General features: G+C 54.0%; 10 protein-coding genes. 7 read left to right on the plus strand and 3 right to left on the minus strand.

Features of this window, described 5'->3' with window-relative positions; translation table 11 throughout:
• Positions 1-54 precede the first annotated feature (54 nt).
• Complete coding sequence (locus KBZ14_RS14495) at positions 55-498, minus strand: PIN domain-containing protein (protein WP_255119055.1); 444 nt, start codon at positions 496-498, stop codon at positions 55-57.
• Positions 498-746 carry a type II toxin-antitoxin system Phd/YefM family antitoxin gene (locus KBZ14_RS14500; protein ID WP_255119056.1) on the minus strand — a complete coding sequence of 83 codons (249 nt, stop codon included), beginning with the start codon at positions 744-746 and terminating at the stop codon, positions 498-500. The genes KBZ14_RS14495 and KBZ14_RS14500 overlap by 1 nt, the downstream gene beginning before the upstream one ends.
• Positions 747-925: 179 nt before the next feature.
• Here KBZ14_RS14500 and KBZ14_RS14505 point away from each other — a divergent pair, with 179 nt between their 5' ends.
• The 7 genes from KBZ14_RS14505 (at position 926) to KBZ14_RS14535 (ending at position 12,010) form a co-directional block, all read left to right on the plus strand.
• Complete coding sequence (locus tag KBZ14_RS14505) at positions 926-4,900, plus strand: tetratricopeptide repeat protein (RefSeq protein WP_255119057.1); 3,975 nt, start codon at positions 926-928, stop codon at positions 4,898-4,900.
• The gene (locus tag KBZ14_RS14510; protein WP_255119058.1) at positions 4,897-5,235 is read left to right on the plus strand and encodes a hypothetical protein; all 339 of its coding nucleotides are present in this window, start codon (positions 4,897-4,899) and stop codon (positions 5,233-5,235) included. The genes KBZ14_RS14505 and KBZ14_RS14510 overlap by 4 nt, the downstream gene beginning before the upstream one ends.
• 220 nt (positions 5,236-5,455) lie before the next feature.
• Positions 5,456-7,192 (plus strand): hypothetical protein, encoded by a 1,737-nt coding sequence (locus KBZ14_RS14515; protein WP_255119059.1) that lies wholly within the window; start codon positions 5,456-5,458, stop codon positions 7,190-7,192.
• 129 nt (positions 7,193-7,321) lie between these two features.
• Entirely contained in the window at positions 7,322-8,032 is a 711-nt protein-coding gene (locus KBZ14_RS14520) for a hypothetical protein (RefSeq protein ID WP_255119060.1), read from the plus strand.
• 139 nt (positions 8,033-8,171) lie between these two features.
• A complete protein-coding gene (locus tag KBZ14_RS14525) occupies positions 8,172-9,596 on the plus strand; it encodes a leucine-rich repeat domain-containing protein (RefSeq protein WP_255119061.1) in 1,425 nt (474 codons plus the stop codon).
• 6 nt (positions 9,597-9,602) lie between these two features.
• Complete coding sequence (locus KBZ14_RS14530) at positions 9,603-10,739, plus strand: ATP-binding protein (protein ID WP_255119062.1); 1,137 nt, start codon at positions 9,603-9,605, stop codon at positions 10,737-10,739.
• 8 nt (positions 10,740-10,747) lie between these two features.
• A complete protein-coding gene (locus KBZ14_RS14535) occupies positions 10,748-12,010 on the plus strand; it encodes a vWA domain-containing protein (RefSeq protein WP_255119063.1) in 1,263 nt (420 codons plus the stop codon).
• Here the strand turns inward: KBZ14_RS14535 and KBZ14_RS14540 are convergent.
• Entirely contained in the window at positions 12,007-14,277 is a 2,271-nt protein-coding gene (locus KBZ14_RS14540) for a leucine-rich repeat domain-containing protein (protein ID WP_255119064.1), read from the minus strand. The genes KBZ14_RS14535 and KBZ14_RS14540 overlap by 4 nt on opposite strands.
• Positions 14,278-14,514 lie beyond the last annotated feature (237 nt).

A 14,514-nucleotide genomic window follows, 5' to 3' on the forward strand; every position in this document is an offset into this window, starting at 1 on the left:
ATGCCATAGCCGGTCAGGACACTCCATCTGGCTTTGGGTGGCCTCTGCGCTGACTCAGGCCAGTAATTGCGACAGGAAGGGATCAGGAGGCTCCACCAGCGGATTGACGACCCGCACACCACGCCAGCAGAAGCCGGCATGGAGATCTTCGGTGAGCAACAGCCGGGCACCACCCTCAGCGGCCACGTTGAGCACCAGTGCATCCCAGCTGGCCAGCTGATGCGCCACACAAAGATCCATGGCCCCCTGCCAGGCGGTGGCGGTGCTCTCTAGCAGTGGAAATGCATCCATCCAGCCGAGCACTGCGTCCCGGGCTTGGTCGGGCGAGCGACCGGCCTTGCCGGTGAGTACGCGGAACAGCTCGCCGAGGCACTGAAGGGGCACCACCAGATCGGCGTCGCTGAGTTGCTCGAGCAGCGCCCTTGTGGAGCTCACCCGCTGCACATCGCCAAAGCCCTCGGCGTAGACCAGCAGGTTGGTATCGAGTGCTGCGCGCATCAGTCGTAGAGATCGTCGCGCTTCCAGACTCTGGCCTCCCCGCTGGCGGGCTGGGCAGCCAGGCGAGCCAAGAGGGCTTGGCGCGCCGCTGCGCTGGGGCGGCTGCCCTTGCCCACGGGCGTGAGCTGGGCGACGGGCCGCCCGTGGGACTGCACCGTGAAGCTCTGACCCTGCGCCACCTGCCGTAGCAGGGAGGAGAAGGAGCGATTGGCCTCAGAGGCAGTGATAACAGCGGGATCGGAGCCCAATTTGGATAACTAGTGAATCTCACTACATTAATCCCGGATGCCCCTCTTTGCCTCGCTTGGGCAATGGCAGCCTCGCTGCTCGTACTTCGCAGCAAAAAGGCGCCAGCAACAGGGGTGCCGCTTAGCGTTGAACAACCCCAAACCGCTTGCAGCAGTTATGCATCTGCTGCATAACACCCATGCCAGAAGCGGCGCCAGCAGTCTCTGAATCCCGCGAGATCCGGGTGTTCCTCTCCAGCACCTTCCGCGACTTCAACGAGGAGCGCCGGCTGCTGGCCACCCAGGTGTTCCCTGAGCTCAACCGCAGGGCACGCGAGCGTGGTGTGGAGCTGGTGGAGGTGGACCTCCGATGGGGCGTGACACAGGAGCAGGCGGAGGACGGCCATGCCCTGGAGATCTGCCTGCAGGAGATCCAGCGCTGCCAGCGCTACTTCATCGGCATGCTCGGAGACAGCTACGGGAGCCTCACGCCGCCGGAGCGCCAACTGCTCGAGGCCGCCCCGTCGCTCCTGGAGCAGCGCCAGTGGCTCGCGGGCAGGATCGGCCAAGCCAGCTACACGGAGCTGGAGATCGAGCAGCGCCTGCAGGAGATGGCGGGCGGCGCCAGCGATGGCCGTGCTTTCTTTTATTTCCGCGCTCCGGCCTGGAGCAACCCCAGAGCGGATGCGGGCGAGCTCGGCTGGCGCAGCAATGATCCAGCCGACCGCCAGAAGCTGGAGCTGCTCAAGCAGCGCATCAGCAGCAGCGGCTATCCGCTGGAGGAGGACCTGGCGAGTCCACAAGCGATCGCCGATCGGATCAAGGCCGACCTCTGGGCCTTGATCGATCAGCAGTTCCCGGAAGGGGAGCAGCCCGATGCGCTTCAGAAGGAAGCCCGCAAACACGCCGACTACCGCCGCTCCCGCACGGGAGCCGGTCAGTACATCGGAGGGAAGGGCTACATCCAGCAGATGGAGCGCTGGCTCGAGGCGGGCGAGCAACAGATCCTGATCACCGGTGAATCAGGCGCTGGCAAGAGCGCCCTGATCGCCAACTGGATCGAGGCACACCAGCAGAACCATCCAGGGGATGTGATCTATGCACACCACCTGGGTTGCACCAACGACGCCAATGCCCTGCGGCCCCTCCTCGGTCGCCTGATCGACACCGCCTCAGGCCAGCTCCTCGAGGCGGGGGTGATCACAGAGGCGCTGGCAGTGCCTGAGGACTGGTGGGAGCTTGTAGCCAGGGTGGCCGAAACGCTGCAGAGCCTGGGGCGTTGGTGCGAGGGGAAAGGCAAGCGATGGATCTGGGTGCTCGACGGTCTAGATCGACTTGACCCGGACGACCAGAAGGCCCTGCCTTGGCTCCCTCAGAACATCCCAGCGGGTGTACAGGTGTTGGCCAGTGCGCTGGCCTGCCCGGCGCGATCGATCCTCAGCGAGCGGGGCTACACCACGCTCACGATCGAGCCGCTGGCAGCAGTGGAGCAGGAGCAACTGATTCAGCGCTACCTGCAGCGCTACACCAAGGAACTTGATGGCGGCCTGCGCCAGCATATCCAGGACCACAACCTGGCCGGATCACCGCTCTTCCTCAAGGTGCTGCTGGAGGAGCTCAGGCAGTGCGGAAGGCACGACACGCTCAAGAGCCAGCTGGACTTTTACCTGAGCTCCCAGACGATTGATGACCTGTATGAACGGGTGCTCGAGCGGCTGGAGAACGACGGGAGTGGTGAGGCTGTCCGCAAGGCGATGACCGCGATCTGGGCCAGCCGAGCAGGGTTGACTGAAACCGAACTGCTGGCGATAACAGGGCTGGCTCCACTGCAGTGGTCACCAATTGATCTGGCGCTGGATAAGGCCTTTGGGCGCAACGGGAATCGACTGGTATTTGACCACGATTACCTACGAATCGCGGTGCAGGACCGGTATTTACCAAACAGAAATCAAAAGCAGAGTGCGCATGAGGAGCTAGCCCATTGGTTTGCACAGCCAAGCCAGATAGACCTCAGGATCGCAGAGGAGCTTCCCTGGCAACTGGGGCAAGCCGGTCTCAAAAAGGCACTAATGGAGCTTCTCCTAGACCCAAAACAACTTAGTGAGATCTTATCGTTTAGGCCAAGCAGAGAGATCGCGGACATCTGGCATAAGAATGCTAGCCAAGAAGAATCGCTCGATGATTTACTCGGACTAAAGATTGGGACAGGCTTCGACAATAACAACGAGATATCAAGCATCAATAAGCACGGACTGATTGGAATAGCCAATCTTCTTGACGAGATGGGACTGCATCGGTCCACTTGGCTAAAGCTGCGAAAGATCATAAGTCAGAGGCCGCAGAATTCGGCCAAAGAGAACGTGGAATCACTGCTTTATTTGTCCGATGCATATCATCAGACCGGAATGTGGACAGAAGCCTTAGATTCGTACAGAATAGCTCTGACAACCGCAAATCAATCACTCGGGGATGAGCACAGGCTTACGCTGACGATTCTCAATAACCTGGGCAACCTACATAGCGACTTGGGTAACGAGACGGAATCAGCGCACTTCTACGAAAAAGCATTTGAGAAGCGCATGAAGACGCTAGGAGAGGGGCACCCAGACACACTACGGACGATGAACAACCTAGCCAACGCGTACTCAAGCAGTGGAGATACTGAAAGAGCAGAATACATGTACCTGCGGTCAGCCTCGATTAAGCAAAACATTCTTGGCAGCAGCCATCGGTCGACAATAAATGGAATATATAACTTGGCGATATTCTATGACAGTATTGGCAAGAAGAAGGAAGCAGAAGCTCACTACTTGAAGGCCCTTGACGGCAGACGCAGTCTTCTCGGGGAGAATCATCGAGATACGCTAATGGCGAAACATGCTTATGGGGTATTCCTAAGCGAACAAGGAAATCAAGCGGCCATTGAGGACTATATTGCTCCATCAGTTATTCTATTGACTGAGATACTTGGCGTGGATCATCCAGACTCGCTGCATGTCGGTTGCGCGTTGGCTGATATCAAGAGAGAAGGAGGTGACTACGGTGGCGCAGAGGCTTTCTACAAGCAGCTTCTGGATGCAACCTCAGGCATTCCCAGGGAGGAGATGCGCCACAACCGCATGCGATATTCTCTTGCAGAATGCCTAAGCAAGCTGGGTAGGCACAAAGAGGCCATTGAGCACAGAAGAATCGAACTGGCTTGGTGTAGAGAGAAAAATGGAGATGATGATCCAGGAACCCTAGAATCGACGAGCAAGCTCGCTTGGGAGCTTCAGCAGACTGAAGAATATAACGAAGCAGTTGAACTCCACACGAGAGTTCTAGAGAAGAGTCAGACTTCAAATACAGCAGACAAAGCAGATGAAATGTCAGCTCGCTATCGGCTAGCAGGTTGCCTAAGCCAGATGGGACGTCACAAAGAAGCCGTTTATCACAGGAGGATCGAACTGGCTTGGTGTAGAGAAGAGAGTGGAGATGATGATCCAGGAACCTTAGAATCGATGAGGGAGCTCGCTTGGGAGCTTCAAAAGACTGAAGAATATGACGAAGCCATTAAACTACACATGAAGGCCATAGAGACAAGTCAGTCTTTAAATGAAGTAGATGAAGAAGACATAATGTGGTCCCGATATCATTTGGCAACATGCCTAAGCCAGAAGGGACGGCACAAGGAAGCAATCGAACAACGCAGAATCGAGTTGGCTTGGTGTCGAGAACACGAAGGGATAGGCAGCCCCGGCACAATTACATCAATCAATAGCCTAGCGGCGAATCTGCGTGAAGTCGGAGAGCTCAGGGAAGCGGAGACCCTCTTCCGTGAAGTGGTAGATGTCCGTAAGCAAATAATGGAGCCCAGTGATTTCCAGATGGGCCGAGCCCTCGGAGGCTTGGCCAGAACCCTTGAAGATCACGGAAGGCTGGAAGAATCGTTGAAATACAGCCAACAAGCTCTTGAGCACCGCAAGAGCCATGAAGGCTGCGACACATGGTGGACCAATCATGAACGCCTAGGTCTTGTCAGAGTCCTACAAAAACTGGGCCGCTACAAAGAGGCCAGTGCTCTGCTCGCCGAGCTCCAAGAAAGCATGGGCCGCAACAACGCGCCCGATGACGACGATCGCCAGCTAATCACTGATGCCGAGGAGCTGGCACGGTCACTGGGTAAATCCTTGTGACCCGCATCGCAACGGTGATCAGCTCGTTGGTGGTCATCGGCGCATCCTTGCACGTCCGCGCCAACCCAGTCACCTACGGCGAGCAGCTCTGTGTGATGCTTAAAAGCGGAATCAGTCAGGACAAAGCCTGGGCCTACATCGCCCAGGAGCACACCAAAGCTGCGATGGCCAACCCTCAAACCGTGATCCCCTGGTATTCCGCCGCCTCAGCGGGCTGGGCGGTAGGCACAGCCCTCGGCAATGCCGAGCGGACCCAGAGGGAACTGGCCGCCATGAAGCCGGATGTCCTCAAAGTGGCCCGCACCAACTGCCCTGAGCAATTCCGGCAACTCTAATGATTAAGCCGTACCAATCACGACACTGAACACGCCAGAGACAGAGCAAACTGGTTGTGAACGTATTGATAGGTGAAGCTGGATGGTGAATACCAGAGATCACTGGGGCAAGATTGACAGCAGCCGCGCCCTAGTCCTGGTAATACAGAGATTCAATAACAATGAAGCAATTGCATCAGCCAGAACACGTGCTTAGGATTAGGGAAAGTCCGATAAGCGCGTGTCACCGATCGAAACGACTCCTGTTCTGTTAGCCCATGGGCTTCTTCAGGATCCCGGTGCCGTTCCACTGGTTATCGCGGTCGCGGGGCATCGGGATCCAAGGCCAGAGTTCTTGCCCCTGTTGCGACAGAACTTTCGCCATCAGCTGGAGCAGCTCATCCGCGAACTCCCGCACACTCCGTTGCTCATGCTCAATGGGCTGGCGGAGGGCATGGACAGCGAAGCGGCCGAGATATTTCTGGACGTCATCAGGTCCGACAAAGAGCGCCGCGGCAGGGAGGTGCCCAGACACCAGCTGGTCGCGGCACTACCCAAAATCCCGTCTGATTACCGAGGTGACTTCCAAGACCCCACAGCACTCGCACGGATGGAAGATCTGTTGCAGTGCTGTGACGGAATCCTACACCCAGGTAACTGTGCTGACCTTCGGGTCGCCCAGCTCACAGCGGGCAATGAACAGGGCCTGGATCCGTCAGCCTGCTACGGCCAGCAGGGAATCTTTCTGGTCCGCCACTGCTATCTGCTGTTTGGATTCTTTGATGGTGTCGAGACGCGCCTGGTAGGCGGCACCTCGCAGACCGTCTCGATGCAGAGGGGGGAAATCCACCCGCTCTTCGTGAGCGTGGATGAGGTCCTTGCCAACAAGGAGCCTGGCGCTCTGGTTCTGCATCGAACCCCCCGATGCAAGCCCGGCTCTCCGGTGAACGGTGCCGGTGACATTCAGTTCTGGTCGCCAGGCGAGGCTAGAAACAAGGTCAGCAGGGGTGAAGGACTGGACCTTCCCCAAGCCATGCTCACAATCCCCAACAGGCTGGAAAGTATCAACAAGTCCCTGGGATGGCCAGGATTTGAGCCAACGATCTACAACCCGGCGGAAGGCCCATATACCCGTCTCTGGAGTCGGGCTGATCAGCGCGCAGGGAAGAACAAGCGGAACTACGAACACTGGTGTCGTGTTTTGGTGGCGACCGGCTTCATCCTGGTTCTTCTAGCCCAGCTGTCACCGGTTGCCCAGGGGCTCTGGTGGGCTTTACTACTGCTGGCATTCCTATTATTTCCAAGGCTCCAGCAGGGTCCAAAACTCGAGTTTATTTCACAACGATGTCTTTCGGAGTGCCTCACAGTGCAACACCTCTGGATAGCGCTCGATATCGATGATGATGCCGCCGATCTCTTTCACAGCCGAAGCAACAGTGAACTCGGCTGGATCAGGACTGTATTGCGGGCTGTGCGCATCCAATTACTCAGTTTCCATTCAAGAAAGGAACGGATCTATAGCTCCGCCATTGGCAAAGCTCAGATCTGGATTGCTGGGCAAATCGATTTTCTGACTGAGAAAATCAAGATGTTTGTCGCACTGACGCAACGCTGGCGCGCCATTGCCATTGTTCTGGCTGGATCAGCGGTCGCACTGGCAACACTGGAAAGCCTGCCAGGTTCCAGCGGAGCCTTGGCGCCGTGGGTCGTGGTGCTGCTCGCTGGCTTCGCGTCAGCGCTTGCCTACAGCAACCTAATTGGTTATGCAGAAACAGCCGACCGCTACAAGCGCAGCCTGCGCCAGTTTGAGAGGGGGCAGACTGCCCTTGTGGTGACGGCATCCGACGAAGACGAGGAACCCGTCACCACAAGGACAAGACAACGCATCGTGATCGAGGCCCTAGGCCGCGAGAAGCTCGATGAACTCAACGACTGGGTCGCGGGGCAACTTCAGAGGGTTTATGCACCAGGCGCATAGTTCGGGCGTGGTCATGTGAACAGTTGTTAGATCTTCACTGCAATGGACCAGTCAAGCGGACGAAGGGCTTGATCGGCATGCTTGACCGGTCTAGAGTTGCGTTATTGACGTATAGCTCACTGCTCGTTCATGTCCGCATTCTTCTCGACCTTTGTCGCCAACGAGCCCGACGAAGATGGAGATATCGGTTTTGACACCGAACTGACTGTCACCAACGAGTCTGAGACTCCTGTCTATCAGGTCCAATACAAGATCTGGTATCGCGATCCAGAGGGAGCAACCTTCGAGGAAAGCGATAGCTACGATGATGTATTCCTGGCTCAAGGTGACAGCCATACAATCAGCCCTTGGGGACGCGTCAACCAGCGCTACCTCAGCGGTGACGCTATCACCGTGACAGGACAAGTCAAACTTGCCCGTCGCGATTTCTGCGTTCTTGGAGAAGTTGAGATACCCGGCCCCGGGAGCTCCACACGACTGACCGCGAATGTCAGCTTCGATTGGTTCACTGGGCCGATCACTCTCCTTGTGACTCGGTCAGAACCAGACAGCGACGGCGATTTCAATCTGGAGTTCAAGGCGCTGATCGAGAACCAGAGCAGCCAGTACCTCAAGGTCGTCACCCTGAAAGGCCAGCTAGTTGATTCGGAAGGCGTTGAAATTACCAACGACGAGACCGAACGGGAAATTCCTCCGCAGACTGCGGTTTACTACTCAAGTAGTTTTTACAATGCCAAGGCCGGACAGCTGGAAGGCGCAAAGGGAATCTTCTCCTTGAAAGCACTGGTTCCTGTGGCGAGTTTTGAGGCCAGCGAAACCACCCAGATCGGCGAGGAGTGAGACCAAAGCGATGAGAAAAAGGGAAATTCTTCTCAGAGCCCTAACACGCCTACTGCTTGGGGACTCAGCGCCACCTGACACAGAGCAGCCAAGGACGTCATCACCCGCTGAAGGTGGTGTTCAACGTATTCAGCCCAAGGTGGATCAGGCGGAAGAACGTAGGCCAGAGCTAACGGTGATTCCCATGACGGAGACTAAGGACGTGAAAGCAAACCAACAGACGGTTCCGACCATCGATCAATTCCCGGAACTAACCGAAGAGATCAGAGATCTGCTTCGTTCCGCAGACTGGGATGAGGTCAACCAGGGCCTTGAGCTGCTGGTATCAACAACCGACAAAGAGCAGTTTCAGCTTTTTTCGATGTTGATAGACCCTGGAAGTCTGCGAATCGCACATCAGCAGCTATGGGAAATAGCTCTTGGCATCAGTGAAAGTCACCAGATCAATGCTGTTGCGAAGATTGCCGACCTGGCCGGTGCATTGGATGAAGTGACATCGATTCATCTGAATCGGGCACAATTTGCCAATGAGATCGATCTCGATCTAAATCTTCTGTCGAGCGCAGCAAAGCTCGAAACACTTGTTGTCAATGGAGGCTCCGTTCAGAACCTCGATGCAATGATAACCTTAACAGAGCTGCGAACACTTGCCCTCCTCGCAGACAATATCGATTGGGATACAGACGAACACAGAGAACTCTTTCAGTCACTAAATAACATCACCTCATTAACACTGAGTCAATGGCCATGGGAGGACCTCACGCCACTGTCTTCGCTCACCAGCCTTGAGCACCTTGATCTACGCGGAGGTGAACTGGATTCACTCGAAGGAGTAGATAGCCTAGGCGCACTTACTCGTCTTTCACTTTCTGACTTCTACTCACTCTCATCGATCACAGAGATCAATGCACTGAAACAGCTCAGCTGTCTGAGGCTGTTCAACTTGAGTATCAGTTCACTGGAGGGCCTAGAGGAACTAGAGGCGCTCACTGAGATTGAACTCGAGTGCTCCGATCTCGAAGACGTCTCCGTTCTCGGGTCACTCAATGCACTGACAAACTTGCGTCTTGATTGTGGACGCGAAGTTGCAGGGCTGGGCTCGTTGGCGAGTGCGCCTCAGTTAAAACGCCTGAAGTTGGGAGATATTCCAGAATTCACACTCGGCAACGATTCCAGACGACGTCTGGGTCGACGCGAACTGGATCGGCTCTGCACCGTCTGGAAGGCAGTCGGCGACCGATCAAGACGGATCAGCAGCCTGTTTTCTGAGGGTACTGATCTGGGTGTTGTGTTGATTGGACTGAGTGTATGCGAAGCACTGGCGGACCAGATTTCAGCTGAGGACTTCAATCAGAGGCTTAAGGATGTCACTTCACGCTGGGGCGACGCCCTTCTCTCCAGGGCCTACTGGCCAAAGAAAAGTGACTCGAACACTCGTTACCCCTCCACCTCTCCAATCGGACAGTGGTTGAACAAGGCAACAGGCCTTGTAGATGAAAACACAATCAGTCAGATCGCTGATTCACTCGCCGAACACTTACCACAATCTCCACAGAGGGCCTGATTCTCCATGGGACAGGGCATCCAGACATATGGTGCTGAATTGGATGCGCTCACACTTCAGCGCATCCTTACCCATGTATTCCGCACCAATCTTGCTGACGAGGAGAGCACGGGTACACGTCCGACTCCGGTCTGCATTTGGGGGAGTCATGGTATTGGCAAAACATCCCTGATCAAGGAGTTTGCCCACCGCAACGGCTGGAAATTTCGTTACTGCGCTCCTGCACAGTTCGAGGAGATGGGCGATCTTCATGGTCTGCCTGTTACCCATGATCCAGATCCTGAAGTGCATGGGGATGAAACCACGATCTATCTGCCGCCAGATTGGGTTCCCAAGGCAGATGAAAGCGGCCCTGGCATTTTGTTGCTGGATGACATCAACCGTGCGGATGACAGGATCCTCAGGGGCTTAATGCAGCTCCTTCAGGAGTTTGAGATGTTCTCATGGACCTTACCGAGCAAATGGCAGATTGTCTGCACAGGCAATCCTGATAGCGGTGACTATTCCGTCACAAGCATGGATGATGCGATGCTCACGCGGATGCTTCACTTCACGATGGTCTATGAACACAAGGCCTGGCTGGCGTGGGCCAATAGTCAGGGGCTGGATCAAAGAGGCATCGCGTTTTTGATGACCTACCCTGAAGTCATGAATGGTCAGCGAACAACACCGCGTTCATTAGAGCAGTTTCTCAGACAGATCAGCAGCATCGGAGATCTGAAGAAAGAGGTCGAGCTGGTTAATGCTCTCGCCAACAGTGCACTTGACAAGTCTGCGGCAACAGCGTTCGTTGCTTTTGTCAATGACGAGTTATCTGAGCTCATCAATCCAGAAGATATCCTCGATCCAAACAAATGGGCTGCATCTAAGTCTCGTCTTGTCCAGCTTTCACAAGGAGCAGATCAGGCCAAGCGGGTTGATCGCTTATCAACCATATGCAGTCGACTTGTCTTCTACTTGAAGAAGAATCCACAACAGCTTGATGAGCCATCGGCTAACAGCCTATGTGAGTTCATCATGCATCCCTCTCTACCCGGGGATCTGCGCTATGCACTGCACAAGGATCTCGTGATGATTGGTGGTCAAGCCGCTGCCGCAATGCGCCGCGATGATGTTGCTAAAACAATCACCGCTGTCCTTTGATCCGGCCCGTGAGTGCTTTATTAAGCCAGTCGGCTGAGCAGGAACTTGATCAAAGCATTGTACGGGTCTTGCGCGATGAGCCGTTTTTCGGTCATTTACTGGGATCAGTCATTCGTCGCCTAGATTCTCAGATCCCGACGGCAGCAGTGACTCTGTCGCCCGCTGGCGTCAGCCTTGTCGTCAATCCCATGTTTTTTATGGAAGAATTGACGCATGACGAGCGATGTGCCGTTATCAAGCATGAGATTCTTCATCTCGTACTGAAGCACTTATTTCGGTTCAACGACAAGGCCACCGATCACCATAGATTGAACATAGCAGCAGATCTTGTTGTCAATCAGATGGTGTACCCATGGCCACTTCCATCGTCTGCAATCACTCTTGCATCATTTCCAGACCTTCAGCTAATTCCAAATAAGAGTGTTGAGTACTATTACCGCCGCCTTGAAAAGCATGCTGCGACTAACCCTGGCTTTGATCAGACACTTCGAGTAAAACTTACAGCCTCGCATAGTCATCATGGCCGATGGGCTGCCAGCGGCGGTGAAGGCTTTGAGAATGCAGAGTCGAATCCTGGATCTCCCGTATCCCTCGGCTCAGCTGATGATGCTCCACAGCTCAGTGAAGATCTTGCCAAAATCCTTGAGCAGACCTTTGATCGCCAACTACAACGTGCGCGGTCTCGTCTGACGAACAAGCAGTGGGGACGAGTACCAGGCTCACTGCGCTCCATGCTCGAGCAAGCTGATCATGTTTCCGAAGCTCAGGTTGACTGGAAGCGTGCACTCCGAATCTTCGCATCAGCAGGCTACCGGACACGTGTTGTGGCCACCACAAGAAAACGCTCTAAACGCTTTGGCACTTATCCAGGCGTGAGAATACGGCGAGAGAGAAGACTAGCAGTTGCCATCGATACTTCTGGCTCTATTGACAGTGACACTCTTGCTTTATTCTTTGCGGAAATCGATAAGATCCATGCAACGGGAGCAGATGTGATGATCATTGAAGCTGATGCCAAAGTGCAAAGAACTTATCTCTACAAGGGTCGGGTTCCAGAACAGACCGACGGAGGTGGTGGTACTGACTTCAATCCAGCATTTGAATGGATGCGCACAGAACGCCAGCATTTCGATGGTTGCATTTATCTAACAGACGGCTATGCAGACGAACCTACGGTGAAGCCACCTTGCCGTTTGATGTGGGTTATCACCGCAAACGGCAGAACTGGAAACCATCTGCCTTGGGGCAAGCAGATTCAGATCGGTCATTAAAGACCAGCCAGAAGCTTGAGGCGTAGCTTATCGACCTGCCCCTTCGTATCAAATGTCGCCTTACCCAATGCCTTACTGAGCTCTGTTCTTGGCTTGACCTTTAATACCTCAAGATTTTCCAAGGCAGAGATCGATGTAATGTCTTGAACATTGCAGTCCGAAAGATCAAGAGACTTCAGGGTTGTTACTCGACCAATGCCAGAGACTTTTTTGAGCTCCGCACTCCACTCTGTGCGAAGACAAAGTTCAGTGATGTTTAACCTGGCTAGCGCGTCTCCTAATGCAGAAGGGATATCATCCACAATTGTGCTGTATCCCTTCTGTTTGCCACAACCTGCGACAACAGTAATCTTTGTATCAGGATAATCTGCGAGCAAGTCTAGATCGGTCATTGTCTCTGGAATGAGAATTTCATCCAACTTGGGCACTGACAACCCCTTCAGACTTTGCAGAGCGAAGCATCCAGATAGATCCAATCCCCAACTGCTGACCTTGATAGCCTTGCACCCCTCAAGGCCGCTGAGAGTCTCGAGCTCAGGATTTTCCCTGATACTGAGCTCTGATAGCGTCGCAGGACACTTGCCAATTTCTTTGAGATGTGTCTTCTCAAGGCTGAGAATTGTCAGAGACTTTGGCCATGCAGTTGGACCTTTTGCCACGTTCTTGCATTCTTCGATACTGACCTCTTCAAGCGACGGCGCAGTAGCAAGAGCAGTCACATCATGCAGCTCATCACAGCTTCGTGCTCTGAACTTGCGCAACGCCTTCATTGAGCTCATCACTGGTAGCGTCTTTAGCGTCGTCAGGTTGTAGACCTCGAGTTCCTGAAGCTTTGCAAGAGCTGCCAAGGGATCTAGTGACGTAACTCGATGAAGCCCAGATAGATCCAGTTTTGACAGTCCCTTGAGGGCTTCAATTCCATTGAGATCATTTAGGTTCAACTGCCTTAGCTCCAAATTCTGGAGCGAAGATGAGTTGAGGCCACCAATGGACTGTATGTTCTCACAGTCGTTGAGACTGATTTCTTCGACCTTTGAACAGCCCTGCAAGCAATGCAGGCTTGAAATCGCTGTTCCGTTGAGCATGAGTCTTTGAAGGCCAGACGCTGCTGACAATGCATCAAGTCTGGAAAGTTCTCTATTGTTTGACAGATCGACCGACAGCAGTTCTGTACAGTAGGCCAGTGCCGATATGTCGGTCAGACCGATATTTGAACAGTTCAGATTCTTAAGCCTTGGTGCTTTGAGCCCATTGAGAGTCCTGATCCGGATACCTTCATGCTCATACCCTGAATCATTCGCGATTTGGAGTGATGTCAGTGAAGGAAGGTCGCCCAGAGCTGATAGGTCATTTAGGATAATAACATCCGTCTCATCATCAACCCGATCGATTTCGATCTCGAGATCCTCCAGTCCGGTGAAACCACGCAAGACAGGAAGTCTTCGAACACCAAAACTCAGCTTCCTGATGGACTGACGCAACCGACCAGCTGAGCTTGAATCAGATGCAATGCTCAATAGACCCATCAGTGCGACATCGAGGAATCTTAAAGCCGGGCCAGTACCCTTGAATTTTGAGCCTCGATCAAGCTCCCCTGTCTCTGGATCGATCGAGACATTCTGGACCAACAGATCGATGTCTGCGTCTTTCCCTTCTAATGACTCCAGGATACCTTCGATGACATCAAAATCTCTCTCTTGGAGCTTCTTCTGAAGTTCCTTCAACTCATCGCTCAGCTTTGCTGAAGGGGTTGCCTTGCTTCGCGGCTTCTTGATCGCTGGGATGACTGAAAGGAATTCATCCAGTGGAACAATGATAAAACCCTTGGCTCCATCAATCATCGCACCCATGGTCTCAAGAAGACTCTGAGTATTGTCATCACCGCTTGCGACAATGCACACGTCACAGTCACCCTTTCCTGTGTCACTTACAGATCCGCCTTGCTTCTTAACGTACTCGGCAATTGCCGTTTGCTTGGCCGAATCAACTCCAGCACCGAAGCAGACGTCAACACCTGTGAAGCCCTTGCTGGGCGGTGCATCCAGCCCACTTATCTCCCACTTTGTTCCGAAGTTATTGCCAAGCCCCAATCTTGAATAGCTGCCATAACCGCCAAAGTTAACAGTAAAACCACCTTCTTTAATAATGGCTTCGGTTAGTGGCTCACCGTGACTCTTGTGCTGAAGCACATATCCCTTCTTCCTGCAAATCTCGACAAGCTCACGAGCTCTATCCTCCGTCGTCCCGAATTTCAGAAGGGCTTTCATGGTCTTTCAGAACTCTTGGCTGATGATAGACCAATCCCTGCGGTCCTACCTATGCACATACTGCATAGTTTTCCCTTCTGGCCTGTAGCTGGGAGCACCTTCTCTTTCCCCTAAGGAAGCTCTGGAAAACCCCAGCGATCCACGGGACAATGGTGCTGTGATCACAGGCCAGGACTGGATTGATGGGTGGCAAGCAGCTCGGCTTCTCGGACTACGAGCTGACGACGGCCAAAAAGC

This window comes from Synechococcus sp. HJ21-Hayes, assembly GCF_024345835.1.
Lineage (GTDB): Bacteria > Cyanobacteriota > Cyanobacteriia > PCC-6307 > Cyanobiaceae > Vulcanococcus.